We start from the raw sequence: 20,048 nt of genomic DNA, 5'->3' as shown, positions 1-20,048 counted from the left end.
GCATTACAGCCCGACCGCCTCTTTCAGTGACTTCAGGTAGCGGCGGCTCACCGGCACGGTGCGGCCATCCCGCAGCAGCAGCTCCGCCTGGCTGTTATCCTCCAGGCGGATCTCCTGTAAATAATTCATATTGACCAGATATTGCCGGTGGCAGCGCAGCAGCGGCGTGCGGCTTTCCAGAGTGCGCAGCGTTAGCTCGGTAAACCCTTCTTTGCCGTCACGGCTGGTGACATACACCCCGCTCATCCGGCTGCTGACGTAGGCCACCTCTTCCATTTGCAGCAGCCAGATTCGGCTGTGGCCGCTGCACGGGATGAATTTCAGCGGCAGCTGGCTGTCCGGCAGGCGGGAAACATCCTGCGCTTCGTTTTCCTGATGCAGGCGAGCCAGCGTTTTTTGCAGCCGCTGCGCCTCTATCGGCTTGAGCAGATAGTCAAAAGCGCACTCCTCAAAAGCCTGCACGGCGTATTCATCAAAAGCGGTGAGAAACACAATACGCGGCCGGTGGCGTTCATCCAGCATGCCCACCATTTCCAGGCCGCTAATGCGCGGCATCTGGATATCGAGAAACAGCACGTCCGGACGCAGCTTGTGCACGGCGCTAATCGCCTCTATCGCGTTGGCACATTCCCCGACTATCTCAATCTCACCGTCGCTCTCAAGCAGGACGCGCAGGTTCTCACGCGCCAGCGGCTCATCATCAACAATCAACGCTCTCAACATACCAACTCCTCGGCGGGCAGGCGCACGGTGATGCAGGTAAAAAGATCGGGCTCACAGCTCACGGCCAGGCCATAATCCTCACCAAACTTCGCGCGCAGCCGCTTGTCTACCAGATTCATCCCCAGCCCGTTACCGTTCTCATTTGGCCGGTACAAACCGGCATTGTCCTCAACGTCAACAAAGACGTTTTGCCCTTCTTCGCGTGCGCGAATGGTAATAATCCCGCAGCCCAGCAGCTGAGAGGTGCCGTGTTTAATGGCGTTTTCCACAATCGGCTGCAGGGTAAAAGCCGGCAAATGGTGATGAGCCAACGCTTCCGGCACCTGCAGTTCAACCGTCAGCCGAGTCTGGAAGCGAGCCAGCTCAATTTGTAGATAGGCATTCACATGCTCAATTTCGTCGGACAGCGTGACGATTTCCGACGGGCGTTTCAGATTTTTGCGGAAAAACGTCGAGAGGTACTGCACCAGTTGCCCGGCTTTGTCACCGTCGTGACGGATAACCGCTTTCAGCGTATTCAGCGCGTTAAATAAGAAGTGTGGGTTCACCTGCGCATGCAGCAGCTTGATCTCTGACTGCGCCAGCAGCGCTTTTTGCTGCTCGTATTTGCCCGCCAGGATTTGCGCCGAAAGCAGCTGCGCAATCCCTTCGCCGAGCGTACGGTTGATCGAGCTAAACAGCCTGTTACGTGCCTCGTAGAGTTTTATCGTGCCGATCACCCGCTGGTTTTCGCCCCGCAGCGGGATAACTAGCGTCGACCCCAGCTTGCAGTTTGGGTGTAGCGAGCAGCGGTAAGGCACCTCATTACCGTCGGCGTAAACCACTTCATTATTTTCGATGGCCTGCCAGGTGTAACCCGACGAAATTGGCTTGCCCGCCAGGTGGTGGTCGGCCCCGGTGCCGATAAACGCCAGTAGCTTTTCTCGATCGGTGATCGCCACGGCGCTGATGTCCAGCTCCTGATGCAGCACTTTCGCTACCTTCAGGCTGTTTTGCTCGTTGAAACCCTGTCGGAGAATACCCTCGGTCGAGGCGGCTACTTTTAGCGCGGTGGCGGAGAACGCCGAGGTGTACTTTTCAAACATCGCGCGTTTATCCAGCAGGATGCGCATAAACATCGCCGCCCCCAGCGTGTTGGTGACCATCATCGGCGCGGCGATGCTTTCTACCAGGTGAAGCGCGTCTTCAAACGGCCTCGCGATCAGCAAAATGATCATCATCTGCACCAGCTCGGCCACAAAGGTCACCCCTCCGGCTACCAGCGGGTTAAACAGCTTATCCGTTCTGCCGCGCTTGATTAAAAAGCTGTGGATCAACCCGCCAATCAGCCCTTCGGCGATGGTAGAGATCATGCAGCTTAGCGCCGTCATTCCACCGAGTGAATAGCGATGCAGCCCGCCAGTTAGCCCCACCAACCCGCCAACCACCGGCCCGCCCAGCAGGCCGCCCATCACCGCGCCGATGGCACGCGTATTGGCAATGGAGCCTTCAATATGCAGGCCAAAGTAGGTGCCCATGATGCAGAATACCGAGAAAGTGATGTAGCAAAGCAGCTTGTGGGGTAGCCGCACGGTGACCTGCATCAGCGGTATAAACAGCCGGGTTTTGCTCATCAGCCAGGCAATGACCAGGAACACGCACATCTGCTGCAATAGCAGCAGGACCAAATTGAACTCGTACATCTGCAGACACTCTCCGTTCTCAACGGCGGGAAAGATACAGCGAGCAGAATATAATTTCCGGGGCATAGCTCAGATTTGTTAAATTTGAATTCCAAAATAAGTCAGATTGTTGCGGCTGACAGCCCGGATATAAAACTAAAAAAAGCAAAACGAACAATTATCGAGCAACAAAAAGGACAGCCGATAAAACGCATTCATATACAGGTTTTTATTTATAATCGTCGCCATCAGGACCCACCCCGCCGAATGTTATTTAACTTTTCTAATTAACCGCATTGAATATAAGCAATGCCATATTTCAGCTAAAGAATATTCTCACCAGGCAGAAAAAGCCGATGGATTATTTATATTTCTTATCGCTATAAGTCATATTTTTATATTCTTCTGGCAAACAGTATTAGCAGGTAGTATCGACCAAATACAGACGACTCAACGCCCAGAACGCGGCACGCGTGCGGCTATTGCCAGCAGAACATGCTGTTGTCGTGGGGAAGTTTCAGCAGTTAAGGAAAAGAATAATGATCGTTCTTTCGGGCGTATCAAAAGTATTTGCCAGCAAACATGGGGCGATTACCGCCGTAGATAATATTCACCTGTCCGTAAATAAGGGCCAAATATATGGCATTATCGGCTACAGCGGGGCAGGTAAAAGTACGTTAATCAGATTATTAAACGGGCTTGAAGCGCCCTCTTCCGGATCGATTATCGTGGCCGGGCAGGACATTGCGAAAGCCAACGGCGAGCGGCTCCGCCAGGCCCGCTTAAAAGTCAGCATGGTCTTCCAGCACTTTAACCTGCTGTGGTCGCGCACGGTTGCCGAGAATATTGCGTTTCCCCTACAAATTGCCGGCGCAAACAAACGTCAGATTCAGCAGCGTGTTGATGAGTTGATCAAACTGGTTGGCCTTGAGGGCCGCGAAAACGCCTGGCCATCCCAGCTTAGCGGCGGCCAGAAGCAGCGCGTTGGCATTGCCCGCGCCCTGGCAAATAACCCGGACGTGCTGCTTTGCGACGAGGCCACTTCAGCGCTGGATCCGCAAACCACCGACGCCATTCTCGATCTGCTGCTCGACATAAACCGCCAGCTCAACTTAACCATCGTACTCATCACCCATGAGATGCACGTGGTACGCAAAATTTGCCAGCGCGTGGCGGTGATGGAAAACGGCAAGATCGTTGAAGAAGGCCCGGTACTGGAGATTTTTACCCACCCTAAACAGCCCATCACGCAAACCTTTGTGCGCCAGGTGACTAACCACGGTGCGGCCAGCGAACCATTCAACCCGCATTGGGTTCAGGGCTTAAGCGGCAGCATTCTGAAACTGATTTTCCCCGGCGGAGAAGCTCAGCAGCCGGTGATAGCCGACGTTATTCAGCACTTTCACGTGGCGCTGAACATTCTGCACGGCAACATTACCCAGACGGCAGACGGCGCGTTTGGCGAGCTGTACGTCCACGTGGATGACGCCAGCCAGCTAGAAAATATTGTGCAATACCTGAATCAAAAGCGGGTAGAAACTGAGGTTATTCGACATGCTTGAGCAATACTTCCCGCATTTAAAACTCGACAAGCTGTGGGCCGCCACGGGTGAAACGCTCTACATGACGGCCTGGTCCGGGCTGGCAACGCTGGTCTTTGGTATTGCGCTAGGCGTGCTGCTGTTTCTGACCTCTCGCGGCCAGCTGCTGCAAAACCGCCTGGTTTATTCAGTGGTCACCGTGCTGGTAAACGTCTTCCGTTCGATCCCGTTCATCATTCTGATCGTCCTGCTGATCCCGTTCACTAAAACGCTGGTCGGCACCATTTTGGGCACCAATGCCGCGCTTCCGGCGCTGATCGTCGGCGCCGCACCTTTCTACGCACGGCTGGTAGAAATTGCGCTGCGCGAAGTCGACAAAGGGGTTATCGAAGCCACGCGTTCGATGGGGGCGAAAACCCACACGCTGATTTTCCGCGTACTCCTGCCTGAATCTTCTCCGGCTCTGGTTTCCGGCATCACCGTCACCCTGATCGCGCTGGTGAGCTACAGCGCTATGGCCGGGGTTATCGGCGCGGGCGGGCTGGGCAACCTCGCCTATCTGGAAGGGTTCCAGCGTAACCATAACGACGTCACGCTGGTGGCCACGGCCATGATATTAGCGATCGTTTTTATTATTCAGTTTATCGGCGACCGAATTACGCGCCGGCTCGATAAGCGCTAACGGTTCTTCAGCTTTCGGGCGGCAGAGACGCATTCTGGCGCCCGGAGTTCCACGGCAATGCACTTCTAATCACTAATGACGACTGGACGAAATAATGAAAAAACAGTTTATGATGTTAGCTCTGGCTTCTTTAACCGCCTTAAGCCTCCAGGCCAACGCCGCTGAAAAGCTGGTTGTGGGCGCTTCCAACGTGCCGCACGCGGAAATTCTCGAGCAGGCGAAGCCGATTCTGGCAAAAGAAGGTATCGACCTTGAGATCAAAACCTTCCAGGACTATATCCTGCCGAACTCCGCGCTTGCCGAGCGTGAAATTGACGCCAACTACTTCCAGCACCAGCCGTATCTGGACTCGGTTCTGCAGGATCATAAAGGCGATAAAAACTACGATTTCGTCAGCGCCGGGGCTATCCACGTGGAGCCTATCGGCATCTACTCAAAGAAATACAAAAGCCTGAAAGATCTGCCGCAAAACGGCAAGGTGATTATGCGTGACTCGGTGGCCGAAGAAGGCCGCATTCTGGCTATCTTCCAGCGCGAAGGCGTGATCGCCCTGAAGCCGGGCATCAAGCCGGTTAATGCCCGTATCAGCGACATCGCCAGCAACCCGAAAAATCTGCAGTTCAAAGCGGATATTGAAGCCGCCCTGCTGCCGCAGATGTACGCCAATAACGAAGGCGACGCGGTGGTTATCAACGCCAACTACGCGCTTGATGCGGGCCTGAACCCAATCAAAGATCCTATTGCCGTAGAAAGCACCGAAGGTAACCCGTATGCCAACATCATCACCGTGCACAGCGCCGACGTGAAAAAACATGACATCGTCGAGCTGGTGAAGGTCCTGCACTCTAAGCAGATTCAGGCCTGGATCAACGAGAAGTATCACGGCGCGGTTGTGCCGGTTAACCAGTAATCCTGAAAAAGGGGTGCAATGCGCCCCTCTTCTTAGCCGCGAGTTAGCGCCGCCGGCACAGCGATGGAGTTAAACAGTCGTGAACCTCTTATGAACCGCTGCTTTTACCGCTATATTGACTAACACAAGCCCGACACCACCGAAGGTAACACCACGATGCGGCTGACTACTGCCCTCCGCCTGATGAGCATTTGTCTTATCTGCCTCACCGTCTTGCTGCAGGCTCAGCCGGCCTTCTCTGCGCCGTTATCGCTGGCCGATCCTCTGGCGTTAACCCCGCAAGAGCGTGACTGGGTTGCGGCTCATCCCCTTGTACCGGTGCTGGTGGTTAACACCCATATCCCGCTGACCTTTATTAACCAGGAAGGCGAGCAAAGTGGCTATGCCGTGGCGCTGCTGAACAGCATTGGCCGGCAAACCGGGCTGCGGTTTACCTGGCATCCCTTCAATAACCTGGTCGAGATGCGCGAGCAGCTCAAAAAAGCCCCCGACTCGCTCATTGCCGCAGCGGATGCTTCCGCCACGGGGCCAGACGCCGGGCTGATCTATACCCGCCCAATACAGGTGACCGACTGGGTGCTGGTCACGCGCAAGAAGTTTCCCGTCGTCACCACCCTTGCCGACATGAAGGGCAAAAAGGTTGCGGTCTTTACCGGCAGCTATTACCTGCCGGAGCTGCGCAGGCAATTCCCGCAGGTCGAGTTTGTTGAGCAGGACTTTTCGCTGGAAACCGCGCTGGCGCTGTTTGTTCACAATCTGGACGGCGCCATCGTGCCGCAAACCGCCGCCAGCTTCGTGCTAAAAAGCTATCTTGAGGATCGTTTCCGCATCGCCATGACGGTGCCCGTTCCCCCGCTACGGCTGGCGATGGCTTCCGGCGAGCAAAATCGCCCGCTGCTGTCGATAATCGATAAAGCCCTGGAGCGGCTCCCGCCGCACGAAATGGAGGAGCAGCTCAACGGCTGGCAGATGCGCTACGCTCTGGAGCGCTTCGAAGTTTGGGGGCATTACCGTACCGGTATTATGATAGCTATTGTTATCCTCAGCCTGGCAGCGATGCTGCTGGTGTTCTATTTCTGGCGCAACCGCCTGCTGAGACGCACGCTGGCAACCCAGCAGGCGCTGCAAAATAAGCTTCAGGCTTCGCAGGCACGACTGCAAAAAGCCAGCGAGTCGAAAAGCCAGTTTCTGGCGCAAATGAGCCACGAAATACGCACCCCGATGAATGCCCTGATTGGCCTGCTGGAGCTGGAAAACGCCGGGCGCAGTACCCCCGAACAGCGGCGAAATAACATTGCCGTCGCCTACGAATCCTCGAAGTCATTATTGATGCTGGTTGGGGATATTCTTGATATGGCAAAAATCGAATCCGGCACCTTTACCGTGCGCAGCGTGCCGCTTTCTCTGAGCGAGATGATCAACAGCGTCAGCACCCTGTTCCGCTACAGCGCGGAGGAAAAGCACCTTGCGCTAAGTGCCAGCGTTGAGGTGCAGGACGATCGGATCCTGTTCGACCCGGTAATGCTCAAACAAATAGTCTCTAACCTGGTGAGCAACGCCATCAAATTTACTGCCCAGGGCGAAGTTGAAATCATTATCTACCAGGCCAAAAAGCAGGCTGCTGAAACAGGCGATTACGTACTGGAGGTCTGTGATACCGGCGTGGGGATGAGCGAGGAGCAGCAAAACGCGATATTCGAACCGTTTGTGCAGCTGGATGCCGCGCAAAGAGAGCACCACGGCAGCGGGCTGGGGCTGAGTATTTGCCGCCAGCTAGCGGCGCTGTTGCACGGCAGCCTTGAGGTTGAAAGTTCGCCTGGCGAAGGCACCATTTTTATCTTCCGGTTCTCTGCACCTGTGGCACCGCCTGAACAGGCCAACGCCTCTACGGAGGTCAGCCCGCGCCGCTCGCGAAAAATTTTAGTGGTGGACGACCACCCTGCAAACCGGCTGCTGCTGATGCAGCAACTGGAATTTGCCGGCCATCGCAGCGTGGCGGCAGAAAACGGCGTCCAGGCGCTGCGGCTGTGGGAAAAAGAAAATCCACCGTTTGACGTCGTCATTACCGACTGCAATATGCCGGACTTAAGCGGCTTTGAGCTGGTAAGGCAGCTGCGTGAGAAAGAAAAGTTGATGGCAAGAGAACCTCAGCCGATGTTTGGCCTGACCGCCATGGCGGAGCAGCAGGTGCGCGACCGGGGAATACAGGCCGGGATGACCGACTGCCTGTTCAAGCCTGTGGAGCTGGAAAAGTTACTTGCCCGTATCGATAAACACTCAGAGCACACAGCTGAACCTTCATCACGCCCGCTGCTTTCGCTCAGCAGGCTGGCCGAGTCTCAGCCGGAGGCCTTCCGTGCATTAGTTAAGACCGTGATTGAGCAAAACCAGCTGGATATGGCCGCGCTAAAAAGCGGCATCGCCAGCGGAGATTTCGGGCTTATCAAAAGCAGCGCTCATCGCCTTGCCGGCAGCGCAAGGCTGGCCGATGCTCCCAAGCTGTCTGCTATTTGCGGGCAAATTGAAGCGGCGGCAGAGGCGCAGGACAGCGAGGCCGTTCACACTTTAGCGGCTGACGGCGAACGGCATGTGAAAGAGCTGGAGAATGCGCTGAGCCACCTTGCTATACTGCCTTAACCAGTTGAAACCTAACCTTCGGGCCGCCCTTTTATGAGTAAGATTTATATCGTCGACGATCACCCTGTTTCACAGCTTGCGGTCAGAGTAGTCGCGGAAAATAACGGCTACGAAGTGGCGGGGATCAGCGACAACGGGCGTGACGCGATTAACGTCCTGCGTGACAACGCGGAGGTGACGCTGGTGGTTATCGACATTGAAATTCCACCGCCTAACGGCCTGGAAGTGATTAAGCGCCTTCGTCAGTACGGCTTTAGCGGCGGCATATTGGTGCTCACCGGCTATAACGACAGCCACTTTGTGGACCGCGCCCGCCGGGCGGGTGCCAACGGGTTTATCAGCAAGAATAACCATCTCGATCAGCTGGTGGACGCCTTCAAGGCCATTCTTAGCGGCTATGAGTTCTTCCCCCAGAGGCCGCAGGCGGTGAATGTCTCAGCCGGCGTACAGTCTGAAAGCGAACTGCTTGGCACGCTGTCTAACCGCGAACTTGAGGTGCTGGGGCTTATCTCTCGCGGCGAGATGCTGATTGATATCGCCGCGCAGCTGCATGTCAGCAATAAATCCATCAGCACCTATAAACGCCGCATCATGGCCAAGCTCGGGTTCAGCAAAACGCTGGAAATGATCGAATTCGCCAGGCGCAACAACCTCGCCTGAGTCAGGCTCACTGATAAGTCATCGTGAAGGTAGCATTAGCATCGGCCCTGCCGGGCGTGACGTTAGCCTGAGTCTGGTAATAACGTGCCGCCAGCGGAAGCGAATAAGCACCGTCCGAGCTAGTGGTAGCGATACTCATCATGTTGCCCAGCTCAAGCGGCGCGTTGTTATACAGCACCTGAATCCCCACGCCGGTCGCCGTCTGCCCTGCCTGGGCAGCGTCCAGATTAAGAATGCCCCTGCTGCTATCCAAAGCCCCGCCGCTGCCAGGCGCAAGCGTCAGCCTGATCTTCGTCTCGGCGTCACAGTTCAGCTTAATGGCGAAATCAGCATCGCCGCTGGTGCTGCCTGGGCCGGAGAAATCGGTGTTTTTCGCCTTACCCATCCGCACCGTTATTGCGCTATTGAGGACGGAGCAGGCGACGGTTTGCACGCTGCCGCTGCCGATGGTGTAGTCCATAACGTTGGTTTCACCCACCACCTGAGCCTGAGTAATGGAACCCATTGTTATCGGGCCTGAGCCGGTCACCGGGGCAATTTTCACCAGCTGTAACCGGTAGTTACCCCAGGTGCCGCCGCACAGCCGCCACCAGTCGGCAGACCAGGTACAGGCGGTGTTAGCAATCTGCCGGGGCAAAGGTCCGGTGCCGTAGCGACCGGCGGTTGATCCAGCGCCGCTGGTGACCACCCGAAACGCCAGGCCTGGCACGCCCGACTGATACAGCGTTTGTCCGTTATAGCTGACCGGCAGAAAGCCTCCGCTACCCTGAGCCCAGCGGGTTACAAAGCCCGAGCTATCGCACTGAATAAAGCTGTTACGGTTGCCCAAACGGGAGTCATTGAACGTGGCTACCACCGTGCCCACAGGGGCATCTCGCTGCACGACTATATGCCCGAGATCCAGCGTTACCGAATCGTTGGCGTTAAAGCGGCTGTCCATAAACGTGCAGCTTGCCTGGGCGCTTTTAGCTGCCCCGAGCAGCAGTACGCTACCCCAGATAACTTTGCTGAATAATGTCGTCATGTTCGCGACCTGCCCTACTGGTATGTCAGGGTAAATGTGGCGTTGGCATTGGCCGTGCCGGGCGTCACCGCTGGCTGCGTCTGATAATAACGGGCCTTCAGCGGGATGGCGTAGCTGCCGTCAGCGGTCGTAGTGGCCACCGCAATTCTGCTGTTCAAAGCCAGAGGCGCGTTGTTATACATCACCTGCACGCCAACGCCGCTGGCGGTTTGCCCCGCTCCTGCATTGTCGATATTAAGAATGCCCTTCGCCGCATCAGCCGCGCCCGAACTGCCTGGCGCCAGGGTGAGATTAATATTGGTAGAGGCGTCGCAGTTCAGGTCAATGGAAAAATCAGCGTCGCCGCTGGTGCTGCCGGGGCTGCCGAAGTCGGTGTTTTTCGCTTTGCCCATCGTGACGCTGATATTGCTGTTGGTGACCGAGCAGGCGACCGTCTGCACCACGGCGTTGCCGATGGTGTAGTCGATAACGTTGGTATCACCCACCACCAGCGCCTGAGCAATCAGGCCGGTGGTCATCGGTCCCGAACCGGTTGTCGGAGCAATCTTTATCAGGTGGAGGACAAGGTTACCCCACGTGCCGCCGCACAGCCGCCACCAGTTTCCCCCAGTCAAACAAGATACGTTCGAAATCTGGCGCGGCAGCGGGCCGGTGCCGTAGCGCCCGCCGGTCGTACCTGCTCCGGATGTCACAATGCGGATTGCCAACCCAGGTACGCCTGACTGATAAAGCGTTTGTCCGCCGTAGATAACAGGTGCAAACCCAGGCCCTACGGCCCATTGCGTGGTAAAGCCAGTGGCATTGCATTGCATAAAGTTGTTACGACCGCCGAGCGTGCTATCGCTGGTTCTGGCAACTATGGTTCCCACCGGCGTATCCCGTTGTACGACTATCGTGCCCCAGTCCAGCGCAACCGAATCGTTAGGCCCAAATCGGCCGTCCATAAACGTGCAGGTGGCCAGCGCGCCTTTTGACGCCATCAGCAGCAGTGCACAGGCCATCACGCGCGGGCGAAATACTTTTTTCATAACTCGGTTCATCGTCATCTCTTTTTCCGAAGCCGCGCTTAGCGACACTGTGCGTCAAGGGAGGAAATAGCCGCCGTCGTCTCATCATGGGTCAGGCTGTAACTCACCCGGCACTGGCGATCCGCACCTTTGCCCCACTGCACCAGCAGCGTACCTTTAGGCTGCAAACCGGCGAGATAAACCTGGCCGCCGTCCCCGACGATACCGCTGCCGCCGCTGCGGTCGGCTTCATTGGCAACCGTGGCGCCAAACGGTACGGCTTTGCCGTTCGGGCGAATCAGGGTCATCAGCACCCGCAGCCCGACCTGGGCGCGGTAATCGGCGCGCACTACGGCCCCGCGCGTGGGCACCACGGTGCGGCTGGTTTGCTCGAGGTCGACGTTTTCTTTCAGGCTTTCGGTGCTCAGCGTGACGTCGTTATGGCGGTACGGCATTAAGTTCGGCACCAACGCGTAGCCGCGATAGTCGGTTTTAACCCCGGTCTGGTTATTCACCGCCACACCTGAAGCGCCCGGCACTTTCACCAGGCCGAACGTCTCGCCAAGCTGCTGCCCGGCGGTGATGCCGTCCGCGTGGGCCACAATCGAACCCTGCACGCCATAGTTCAGGTTGCGCTGCCCGCTGGCGTAGCTGTAAGCCCCGTTCACTTCGCCGTAGGTGCCGCGATAGTTGAGGCTGGTGTAGCCGGAGTTTTCACGCTCACGCGAGGCATAACCCTGGGTCACGTTCCAGTTAAGGTTTTTGCCTTCCAGCGCGGTGCCGTTCAGGCCAACGCTATTCACCGTTCCGCGCGACTTGCTGCTGCTGACGCCGTAGCTGGCGTAGCTGTTGCTCAGCCAGCGGCCCAGCGGCAGGCTGATATTCAACGACACGACCTGGTCACGTTCGTAGGTTTTGCCGTACCCGGTCGTCGCCCCCGCCTGGGACGTGTTGCGGTTCAGGGCATAGTTCAGGCTATAGCTGATGCCGTTCCAGCTGTTGTTGTAGCCCACGTTCCACGAAGCGGTTTTCCGGGCGCCGTTCCAGTAGTCTTCGCTGATAGCCCCGACGGATAAATACCCGCGATCGCCGCCGAGATCCTGGCTCAGCGTCAGCTCCGCACGGTTGCGCTTTCTGTCGTTTCTCAGGGCATAGGCATTATCACGGTAGGTTTCCAGCACATCCGACAGCGAGGTAAAGCCTTCGGTTGAGTAGCGATAGCCGGCGATGGCGACGTGCGTGCCCGTCTCGGCGAGGCTTTTGCTGTAGCGCACCCGCCACGACTGCCCCTGGCTGGCCGCCTGTTCCTTCGGCTGGCCCCAGGACTGGGTCAGATCGGCAGAAATCGCCCCGAGGGTACCGAGATTCTGCCCGACGCCCGCGGCGAACGAGCGATAATGCTCCGCCAGCTGAGCGCCGCCGTAAACGGTCATGCCTTTTCCAACGCCGTAAATGGCGGTTCCCTGGCTGAACGGGGTCTTTTCGACGCTGCTGTCATAGGCACGGTATTCGCCGCCGGTCAGGCTGAAGCGCAGCCTTCCTTCTCGCTGTAATACCGGCAGGGATGCAAATGGCACCACCATGCTCTGCTCGCTACCGTCGGCTTCTTTTACCGTCACGTACAGGTCGCCGCTGCCTCCGGTCGGGAACATGTCGGTAATTTCGAACGGGCCTGCGGGGACCGTGGTCTGGTAAATCACGTAGCCATTCTGGCGAACGATCACCTGAGCGCTGTTGCTGCGGGCAATGCCGCGTACCACGGGAGCATAACCGCGCTGGCTTTCCGGCAGCATTTCATCGTCGGAGGCCAGCTGCGCGCCACGGAACGGCACGCTGTCGAACACGTCAGACGGTGCAAGGCTTTCGCCGAGCGTAAGCTGGCTTTTCAGCGAAGCAATACTGCGCTGAGCATAGCTATAAACGGTGCTCCATTTATCCCCTTCGCCGTTGCTCCGCGACCACGTGGAATAGTTGCGCAGCCGCCACGGACCGAAGTTAACGCCCGGCCGCAGGTTCAGATACTGGCTGCTGCCCGCCCCGCCGTGCTGGCCGTCAAGATCGCTCATGCCGTTAAAGCTGTAGTTCAGCAGCGCGGCATTGATGCCCTCATCCCACTGAGAAGGAGGCACATAGCCGCGAATGCGCGGGCTAACCGCTGCCTGGGGAATAGAGAGATCGAGACGTTGGGCGCTAAAAACAAATTCAGCATTCCCTTCGGGGATCGCAGCCAGCGAAGCACAGTTTTCGCCTGGCGTTTGCAGCTCGGGATATAAATCCACCCGCACGCCATACTGTGCCAGCTCCGCCGCGGTCAGGCACGGCTGCAGCCCTTTATCCTCGGTCTGGAAAAACGTCACCGCCCTGCTGTCCACCTGCTCGCCGTTGAGGTAGATATCCACCGGGTAGCTGCCCGGAAGCTGACCGCCGTTTTCAAACGCCGAGAGATCGGGCGCGGTGCCGGCGTCACCCGTGTGCTGGAGCAGCGCAGGATTAAAGTAATCCTTTGCCTCCACCGACAGCGAAGCCAGTAGCAGTGCGATAGTGGTGGCCAGACAGGTTGGCCGCGTTTTTCCGAAGCAAGCAAAAAAGGGCATAGTTTTATTCCAGCGAATTCGATTCTTTAAAGGGAGGCTTTGTGCGCTGCGCCAACGGCGCCGTAGTCGCTGATGACCTTCCATTCGACCTGGCCGCCGCGTACGTCAGCAGGCAGTTCAATCCGGGTCGAGGAGCGTGGTGCCACGTAGGTGGCCTTATCAAGCGGGCGGCCATCGAAGCTGACCGACTGGAAGTTGATGTAATAAGGCGTCGGGTTGGTGACCGACAGAGCCTGGCCCTGGCGTGCCCATTTAAGCTGGCTGCTGGCGTTGTCCGGCGTTTCGCCCTTCAGCGCAGCCGGGCGATAAATCAGCTTGATGCGGGTGTTGATAGCCAGCTGCAAGGTATTTTCAGCCACCGACGCGTCGGTCGCGGGAATCGATTTAATATTCAGCCAGAACAGCGTTTCGCGGTCCGCCGGCAAACCGGCCCCGGTCTGCATAATACGCAGGGTGTTCTTTTGTTTGGCGTCGAGGCGGAACAGCGGCGGCGTGACGATAAAGCTGCGTTTATCGCTGTTGCCCGCTTCGTTCTCCACCCACGACTGAATCAGGTATGGCGAGGCATCGGGGTTGTCGAGACCGATTGCCGCTTCTTTTTTCTCACCGTCGTAAATAACTCGCGTGCCGCCCACGACAACGCCAGCGTGAGCAAGACCGCTTCCTGCGAGTAAACCTGCTAACAGCAGAGAAGAGAGTGTTGTCTTCACAATAGAGACTCCAGAGAGAGGGAATAAAAGCCGGCCCGCTGGCCGGCTGGAGTAATTGCGTCAGGCAATCAGTTGTAAACCACGCTGAAGGTAGCGGTGGCGTTTGCCGGACCGGCGGTCACGGTTGCCGCTTTAGCCACATAGGCCGCGTTAAATTTCAGCGTGTTGGTGCCAGTCTGAGCCAGAGCGATGCTCTGAGAAGGCGTGAACAGCGGCAGCACGGTGTTGTCCGCGTTACGGATCTGAATGCCTACGCCGGTTGCCACGCCAGCCCCTTGGGTCAGTTCCAGCGCAGAGTTATCGCCCTGGTATGCGGTGCCGTCGAATTTCACGGTAGCGCTGGTCACGGTTGCCGGGCAGCTGGTCAGGTCAATCTGGAAGGCCGTTGCGCCCGCAGTGTCACCCTGTGCGGCGAACGCTTTATCGCTCACCTGCCCCAACGTAACGGTCTGGCTGGCGCTAGCAGGGGAGACGGTGCAGGCCGCATCGATAATTTCGCCGTTAAACTGAATGGTGCCGTCGGCCGCGTTAGCCGTTGAAACTGCCGCCCCGCTGATAACGGAAAGTAATGCCAGAGCGTGTAATTGTTTTTTCATAAAATGTAATTCCTGTGAATAAATGAAGTTCAACGCCGGACACCGTATTAACCTTCCTGCATAACCGTATGGGTTTATGAAAGATACGCATGCGAAACTTTTCGATAAAGAAAAGGCAGTGAGTTATCGGTCATTCCTGTATTAAGTTAGCAAGGCGAGTCATATTGTGAACATTCATAAATGTCGCATTCACACACGAACCATTAATTAATTTTCACTTTACATGAACCAACGCATATCCTTTGCAGCCTGTGGTGAATATACGCTCCGGTATATCCCCGCCTTGTGGAACTCACTATACCCCGGCTAAAGAAATAAACATTCAGAATGGCGTCAGACCGTTGTCATCATAATCATCAATCTCTGTCATCCCAGGACTACAAAATCACCACAAACCCTCGCCACCCGCACCAGGCAAGGTGCCAGCGATCAATGGGAAAAACAAACAACCCCGACATCCATTATTTTTGTATTGATATAAACGCCTGTTTTATGTCAGCCTTTATAGAGAAAACAAAACCGAGAGAAAATAATGGCGACCCTGTTGATAATAGACGACCATCCCATGGCGCGGCTGGCTATTCGCATGCTGCTTGAAAAAGATGGTCATCACGTCCTGGCAGAATCCGGCGACGGCTCCGAGGCTTTTAAATTAATTCAAAAACTAACCCCGGAAATTGTCGTGGTGGATTTAGACATCCCGGGACTGAGCGGTGTGGAATTAATAGAGAAATTAAGAATTCATGATTTCTCTGGCCGTTTATTAGTGCTGACCGGGCGCGACGACGAGCATTATTTAAGCCGCTGCATGAACAGCGGTGCGGACGGCTTTGTCGGTAAAGGAAATAATCTGGATGAATTACAGGATGCGGTCCGCGCGGTCGAGCGTGGTTATGGCTATTTTCCGCTACGGCGCCAGACCAGCACCAAAAACGCCAGACCCGCCGGTGAGGTTGAGGCCGTCAAGCGGCTGTCAAACCGCGAGTTACAGGTGCTGCGCTATCTGAGCCGGGGCGTCAAGGTCATGGATATCTCCGAAAAAATGCACATCAGCAACAAGACGGTCAGCACCTATAAAACTCGCCTCATGACCAAGCTGCAGGTCAGTAACACCATGGAGTTGATTGACTTTGCCCGCCGCCACAGCCTGGACTAAGCCGATGTACAACCTGTTGATTCTGCTTCTGGGCCTGATTATTTTTTCCCCGGCGTATGCTGACCGCGCTACAAAGCCGGAACGGCTGCATATTCTAAGCCGTGAAAGCTATCAGCCTAAAGCCTTCACCCTTGATGACAAAGACTGGCGCTGGTTAGGCAATAAACGCGAGCTGCATGTTGCCGTCTGGCAGCCCGAAATCCCCCCGCTTTATCTCTACACCGGCAACAGCCGCTACGAAGGGATGATCGCCGACTACATCCACCTGATAGCGCAATATCTGGGGCTACGCGTCAACGTACAGATGTTTGCGGACCGCGACGCTGCGCTAAGCGCGCTGGCTCAGCATAAAGTGGATATGGTCGCCGATCCTTCTGGCAAAGTGCTGCCGCAGCACGCCAGGCTCGTCCCCTCCAACAATTTTATTAGCGACCATCCGGTGCTGGTACATCGAAAAAGCAGCAACGGCGCCCCCTTTCGCTACCAGCCAGGCATGCGGCTGGCCATCGCCCGCTGGTACGTGGATGACAGCTGGATAGAGCAGAATTTTCCCGGCGTGACCCTCCGCCATTTCGCTACCGACGAACAGGCCATGGCCTCGGTTGCCTTCGAAGAAAATGACTTTTATATCGGCAACCTGGTGACCACGTCTTACCTGCTGGAGCGTAACTACTCGCATTTTCTCGCCTTTCAGCGGGTCTATCCTGAGCGGGAAACCGGCAGCCATTTTGTGCTGCGCAGCGAAGATTTACCGCTGATGCGGGCGGTTAATCGCGCGCTCGACGCCATCCCCCGCATTCAGCATCAGGTTATTCTCCAGCAGTGGAGCGAGCGGGCTAACCTCTGGCGCGTCAGCAAGCAGGTTGAGTTCTCCGGGGCTGAAAAAAAATGGCTGGCGCGGCACCCCTCGGTGAAAGTGTCGGTCAACGCTTTTTACGCGCCCTTCACCATGATCGATGCCAACGGCAATTTTTATGGCGTCACCGACGATATTTTGCGGCTGATTCGGCTGCGTACCGGCCTGCATTTCGAACCGGCCCCGGCGGATTCGGTCAGCGCAATGGAGCAGCAAATTGACGACAAAAAAGCCATGTTCATCGGCGCGGTCAGCCATAGCGAGGAGCGGAATCAGAACCTGTTATTTTCCCGGGCTTACTTCACCTCACCCTTTGTGATGGTTCAGGCCAAAGGTAAAAACTACGCCTCCCCGCTCCCTGCCGGCACGCGCGTTGCCATCGTCAGCAAAAACAGCCTGATCCCGGAGCTGCGACAGCTTAATCCCGACGTGCGCATTATTGAAACCGCCAACGCCAGCATTGCGATGCAGATGGTCGACGACGGCAAAGCCGATATCGCCATTCACTCCCTGTTTGGCGCCAGCTATATGATTGACCGCTATTTTCGCGACCGCCTGAAGATTGGCGGCCACGTGGGCGGCCAGACCGCCGGGATCGCCTTTGCCGTCTCGCGCGATCAGCCTGAACTGCTCAGCATCCTGAATAAGTCGCTGGAGAACATTTCCCCGGCGGATATCAACAGCATCATCAATAAATGGCAAACCCGGCCCGACGTTCGGCTGGATACCTGGGAGCTGTATAAAACCCAGTTTTGGCTGGTATTCAGCGTGGCCGGAGTGTTGATCCTCACCTCGCTGATTTGGGTCTATTACCTGCACAGGGAAGTCAGAGCCCGCCTGCTGGCGCAACAAAAGCTCCAGGCGCAGCTGGAATACAATGAAACCCTGACCCACGCGCTGTCGGAGGAGCGAGAGCGCGCCGAACAGGCTAACCGGGCTAAAAGCACTTTTCTGGCGACGATGAGCCATGAAATTCGTACCCCGGTAAGCGCCATCATTGGGCTGCTTGAGCTGTCCGTAAAAGCCAATGAAAGCTTGCCGGAAGAAGAAGATCCGATCCGCGTCGCCTGGGAATCTGCCCGTACCCTGATGGGGCTTATCGGCGACATCCTGGATATGGCGAGAATTGAGTCCGGCCGTCTTGAGCTTGCGCCTGAATGGGTAAAAACCACCGATCTGCTGCCGCCCGTAGTCCGCGTATTTGAAGGTCTGGCCCGGCAAAAAAGCCTGCGCCTGCGCTGCATTCTTTCCCCGCCGCTGCCTTATCAGGTCTATATCGACCCGCTGCGTTTTCGCCAGGTACTCTCAAACCTGGTGAGCAACGCCATCAAGTTCACCGAGCGGGGCTGTGTCAACGTGGATATCACCGCGCTGGAGAGCCCCCCTGCCGATAGCGTGCTGCTGAGGATAAGCGTCGTGGATACCGGCAAAGGGATTAGTCCCGAGGAGCAGGAAGATATTTTCTCCCCGTGGGTGCAGGCAAAAAATGGCCGAGGGCAAAGCGGCTCAGGGCTTGGGCTGGCTATTTGTGCCCAGCTTGTAGAGATGATGGGGGGCAACATTATGATGAAAAGCCTGCCGGGCCACGGCACCGAAGTCAGCTTTACCGTACCGGTGGCACAAAGCCAGCGTCGGCCGGAACAGGTGGTTCAGAAAAACCAGCCGCAGGCGGTACAGCATTATCCCCTGAGTATTCTGGCGGTGGATGACCACCCGGCCAACCGGCTGCTGCTGCGTAGCCAGCTGGTTCACCTGGGCCACAAAGTTACGGAAGCCCGTGACGGCGAAGAGGCCTGGGCGCTATGGCACGATAACGCCTTCGATGTGGTGATAACCGACTGCAGCATGCCGGGGATGGACGGACCGGCACTGACGCGGCTCATCCGCCAGCATCAATCCGAGCCGGTGATTATCCTTGGGCTGACCGCCAATGCCTGGCCAGAAGAGCGCACCCGCTGCAAGATGGCGGGCATGGACGATTGCCTGTTTAAGCCGTTACAGCTGCCCCAGCTGGAAGCGATTTTAACCAGCGTGATGAAAAGCAAACAGGCAGCCCTGGCGGAGCCCGCAGGCCTTGATAAGCTGGTGAACATCGAGAAGCTTAAGGCGATGAGCAGCCATGACGGCAGCATGCTCGGTGAACTGCTCAGGCTGACGCTGCAAAGCAACGAGGAGGACTTACGCCTGGCAGAAGATCTGTTTAGCCTGCAGGATTGGCCTGAACTCGCCTCCTGCGTGCACCGCATCTCCGGGGCAGTACAAATATGCGGGGCAGAGCGGGCGGAAAGCGCCTGCCGTAACCTGGAGGCCGCCTGCCGTGAAGCCGTCGCCGATGAGGTCGAAATCGAGGATTTGTGGCTGAAGTGTTCCAGCGCTGTGGAAGAGTTTAACCAGGCGATTCATGCCTGGCTAAACGACGAGGAATTTAGTCCATAACCTTCTCTAAATCGATCAGCTCTTCCAGCGTCAGCATATTGCCCTGTGTCACCGCCAGAGCATCGTCCAGCCCTTTATTGTAGAGGGCTGGCGCCATTCTTTTGACCAGCTCATCGAGGAAAAACTCGGATTCGAACTGGCCAATTTGCAGGTCGTGTTTGTCGGCCAGCCAGTCGGTGATGAAGTCGCTCAGCTTGCGGTAATCCTCGGCGGGTAATTCAATCTTTTTCATTACGCCTCCACGTCCGGCACCACCAGCGACTCGCCGATGGCGTAGAACTGACCGCCGGCAATGTAATGCAGGCTGCGCAATTCAGGGGCCGAAGTTTCAAACGACCAGTGGCCGTTCTGGAAAACGCGGTTGTCCGCCCATGCGCCAATAATCTCGCCGATAAACAGATCGTGCGCCTGGTGGTTGTGGGGTTCAGGAATGAGCTTGCAGACCATCCAGGCCGTGCAACCTGCGACAAGCGGCACGCTGTGCCCCGGCGCGCGGAACAGCTCCACGCCGGACTGCTCGAGCTTGTCGGGCATCTCTTTCAGGCTGTGGGTACCCAGAAAATGGGTCATTTTGAGCTGGGCGGCGCAGGGCACCTGGATAACAAAGGTGCCGCTCTCTTCGATAAGCGCGCGGGTGGCGGTGATTTTATCCAGCACCACCATCAGTTTTGAGGGGGTAAAATCCAGCGCACAGGCCCAGGCGGCGGTCATCACGTCGTCTACGCCATTGTGATGGGCAGACACCAGCACCGTTGGGCCGTGATTGATCAGGCGGTATGACTTTTCTAACGGAACTTCAATGATATGTGGGTCCATACTTCGCATCCAGTTTTCATCAGGTTGCCGTCAGTTTGC

16 protein-coding genes are annotated in these 20,048 nt (G+C 56.7%); 7 read left to right on the top strand and 9 right to left on the bottom strand.

Annotation, left to right across the window (positions count from 1 at the left end; all coding sequences use genetic code 11):
• Positions 1 to 3: 3 nt before the first annotated feature.
• Both btsR and ACE38U_RS14570 read right to left on the bottom strand, forming a co-directional pair.
• Positions 4 to 723 carry a two-component system response regulator BtsR gene (gene btsR, locus ACE38U_RS14575; protein WP_038473017.1) on the bottom strand — a complete coding sequence of 240 codons (720 nt, stop codon included), beginning with the start codon at positions 721 to 723 and terminating at the stop codon, positions 4 to 6.
• Positions 717 to 2,405 carry a LytS/YhcK type 5TM receptor domain-containing protein gene (locus ACE38U_RS14570; protein WP_375530005.1) on the bottom strand — a complete coding sequence of 563 codons (1,689 nt, stop codon included), beginning with the start codon at positions 2,403 to 2,405 and terminating at the stop codon, positions 717 to 719. The genes btsR and ACE38U_RS14570 overlap by 7 nt, the downstream gene beginning before the upstream one ends.
• 518 nt (positions 2,406 to 2,923) lie before the next feature.
• Between ACE38U_RS14570 and ACE38U_RS14565 the strand changes: the two genes are divergently transcribed.
• The 5 genes from ACE38U_RS14565 to ACE38U_RS14545 all read left to right on the top strand — a co-directional run bounded on the left by ACE38U_RS14565 (position 2,924) and on the right by ACE38U_RS14545 (position 8,814).
• Positions 2,924 to 3,946, top strand: coding sequence for a methionine ABC transporter ATP-binding protein (locus ACE38U_RS14565; protein WP_375530004.1), 1,023 nt, complete (start codon positions 2,924 to 2,926; stop codon positions 3,944 to 3,946).
• Positions 3,939 to 4,607, top strand: coding sequence for a methionine ABC transporter permease (locus tag ACE38U_RS14560; RefSeq protein ID WP_038473019.1), 669 nt, complete (start codon positions 3,939 to 3,941; stop codon positions 4,605 to 4,607). Before ACE38U_RS14565 ends, ACE38U_RS14560 begins: the two co-directional genes overlap by 8 nt.
• Positions 4,608 to 4,701: 94 nt before the next feature.
• On the top strand, positions 4,702 to 5,517 hold the full coding sequence (locus ACE38U_RS14555) for a MetQ/NlpA family ABC transporter substrate-binding protein (RefSeq protein ID WP_375530003.1): 816 nt from the start codon (positions 4,702 to 4,704) through the stop codon (positions 5,515 to 5,517).
• Positions 5,518 to 5,673: 156 nt separating this feature from the next.
• Positions 5,674 to 8,154: an ATP-binding protein gene (locus ACE38U_RS14550; protein ID WP_375530002.1), complete on the top strand. Its 2,481-nt coding sequence runs from the start codon at positions 5,674 to 5,676 to the stop codon at positions 8,152 to 8,154.
• Between the two features lie 33 nt (positions 8,155 to 8,187).
• Entirely contained in the window at positions 8,188 to 8,814 is a 627-nt protein-coding gene (locus ACE38U_RS14545) for a response regulator transcription factor (RefSeq protein ID WP_038473026.1), read from the top strand.
• A gap of 7 nt (positions 8,815 to 8,821) precedes the next feature.
• Here the strand turns inward: ACE38U_RS14545 and ACE38U_RS14540 are convergent, their stop codons facing one another.
• The 5 genes from ACE38U_RS14540 to ACE38U_RS14520 all read right to left on the bottom strand — a co-directional run bounded on the left by ACE38U_RS14540 (position 8,822) and on the right by ACE38U_RS14520 (position 14,745).
• Complete coding sequence (locus tag ACE38U_RS14540; RefSeq protein ID WP_375530001.1) at positions 8,822 to 9,838, bottom strand: fimbrial protein; 1,017 nt, start codon at positions 9,836 to 9,838, stop codon at positions 8,822 to 8,824.
• 14 nt (positions 9,839 to 9,852) lie between these two features.
• Positions 9,853 to 10,866, bottom strand: a complete 1,014-nt coding sequence (locus tag ACE38U_RS14535; RefSeq protein WP_375530000.1) for a fimbrial protein — start codon at positions 10,864 to 10,866, stop codon at positions 9,853 to 9,855.
• A 38-nt stretch (positions 10,867 to 10,904) separates the two neighbouring features.
• Complete coding sequence (locus ACE38U_RS14530) at positions 10,905 to 13,439, bottom strand: fimbria/pilus outer membrane usher protein (RefSeq protein WP_375529999.1); 2,535 nt, start codon at positions 13,437 to 13,439, stop codon at positions 10,905 to 10,907.
• A 26-nt stretch (positions 13,440 to 13,465) separates the two neighbouring features.
• Entirely contained in the window at positions 13,466 to 14,149 is a 684-nt protein-coding gene (locus ACE38U_RS14525) for a fimbria/pilus periplasmic chaperone (RefSeq protein ID WP_375529998.1), read from the bottom strand.
• Positions 14,150 to 14,217: 68 nt separating this feature from the next.
• A complete protein-coding gene (locus tag ACE38U_RS14520) occupies positions 14,218 to 14,745 on the bottom strand; it encodes a fimbrial protein (protein WP_176982921.1) in 528 nt (175 codons plus the stop codon).
• A 532-nt stretch (positions 14,746 to 15,277) separates the two neighbouring features.
• On the opposite strand from ACE38U_RS14520, the gene ACE38U_RS14515 reads away from it, so the two are divergent.
• Together ACE38U_RS14515 and ACE38U_RS14510 are read left to right on the top strand one after the other, a co-directional pair.
• Positions 15,278 to 15,901: a response regulator gene (locus tag ACE38U_RS14515; protein ID WP_038473035.1), complete on the top strand. Its 624-nt coding sequence runs from the start codon at positions 15,278 to 15,280 to the stop codon at positions 15,899 to 15,901.
• Positions 15,870 to 19,193 (top strand): ATP-binding protein, encoded by a 3,324-nt coding sequence (locus ACE38U_RS14510; protein WP_235212917.1) that lies wholly within the window; start codon positions 15,870 to 15,872, stop codon positions 19,191 to 19,193. Before ACE38U_RS14515 ends, ACE38U_RS14510 begins: the two co-directional genes overlap by 32 nt.
• On the opposite strand, the gene ACE38U_RS14505 is transcribed toward ACE38U_RS14510, so the two are convergent.
• Both ACE38U_RS14505 and ACE38U_RS14500 read right to left on the bottom strand, forming a co-directional pair.
• On the bottom strand, positions 19,183 to 19,425 hold the full coding sequence (locus ACE38U_RS14505) for a DUF2164 domain-containing protein (protein ID WP_038473037.1): 243 nt from the start codon (positions 19,423 to 19,425) through the stop codon (positions 19,183 to 19,185). The two genes, ACE38U_RS14510 and ACE38U_RS14505, sit on opposite strands and share 11 nt — an antisense overlap.
• Entirely contained in the window at positions 19,425 to 20,009 is a 585-nt protein-coding gene (locus ACE38U_RS14500; RefSeq protein ID WP_375529997.1) for a flavin reductase family protein, read from the bottom strand. The genes ACE38U_RS14505 and ACE38U_RS14500 overlap by 1 nt, the downstream gene beginning before the upstream one ends.
• Positions 20,010 to 20,048: the final 39 nt, after the last annotated feature.

The sequence above is a fragment of the Cedecea selenatireducens genome, from assembly GCF_042138895.1.
GTDB classification, from domain to species: domain Bacteria; phylum Pseudomonadota; class Gammaproteobacteria; order Enterobacterales; family Enterobacteriaceae; genus Cedecea; species Cedecea selenatireducens.
The sequence above is the reverse complement of the archived record's forward strand: the minus strand, read 5'-3'. Positions and strand labels throughout refer to the sequence as shown.

Bases quoted from the DNA above. Each gene is read 5' to 3' on its own strand.
- ACE38U_RS14515 (WP_038473035.1), top strand. From the start codon at position 15,278: ATGGCGACCCTGTTGATAATAGACGACCATCCCATGGCGCGGCTGGCT.
- btsR (WP_038473017.1), bottom strand. From the start codon at position 723: ATGTTGAGAGCGTTGATTGTTGATGATGAGCCGCTGGCGCGTGAGAAC.
- ACE38U_RS14540 (WP_375530001.1), bottom strand. From the start codon at position 9,838: ATGACGACATTATTCAGCAAAGTTATCTGGGGTAGCGTACTGCTGCTC.
- ACE38U_RS14565 (WP_375530004.1), top strand. From the start codon at position 2,924: ATGATCGTTCTTTCGGGCGTATCAAAAGTATTTGCCAGCAAACATGGG.
- ACE38U_RS14505 (WP_038473037.1), bottom strand. From the start codon at position 19,425: ATGAAAAAGATTGAATTACCCGCCGAGGATTACCGCAAGCTGAGCGAC.
- ACE38U_RS14535 (WP_375530000.1), bottom strand. From the start codon at position 10,866: ATGAAAAAAGTATTTCGCCCGCGCGTGATGGCCTGTGCACTGCTGCTG.
- ACE38U_RS14560 (WP_038473019.1), top strand. From the start codon at position 3,939: ATGCTTGAGCAATACTTCCCGCATTTAAAACTCGACAAGCTGTGGGCC.
- ACE38U_RS14550 (WP_375530002.1), top strand. From the start codon at position 5,674: ATGCGGCTGACTACTGCCCTCCGCCTGATGAGCATTTGTCTTATCTGC.
- ACE38U_RS14500 (WP_375529997.1), bottom strand. From the start codon at position 20,009: ATGGACCCACATATCATTGAAGTTCCGTTAGAAAAGTCATACCGCCTG.
- ACE38U_RS14570 (WP_375530005.1), bottom strand. From the start codon at position 2,405: ATGTACGAGTTCAATTTGGTCCTGCTGCTATTGCAGCAGATGTGCGTG.
- ACE38U_RS14555 (WP_375530003.1), top strand. From the start codon at position 4,702: ATGAAAAAACAGTTTATGATGTTAGCTCTGGCTTCTTTAACCGCCTTA.
- ACE38U_RS14530 (WP_375529999.1), bottom strand. From the start codon at position 13,439: ATGCCCTTTTTTGCTTGCTTCGGAAAAACGCGGCCAACCTGTCTGGCC.
- ACE38U_RS14520 (WP_176982921.1), bottom strand. From the start codon at position 14,745: ATGAAAAAACAATTACACGCTCTGGCATTACTTTCCGTTATCAGCGGG.
- ACE38U_RS14545 (WP_038473026.1), top strand. From the start codon at position 8,188: ATGAGTAAGATTTATATCGTCGACGATCACCCTGTTTCACAGCTTGCG.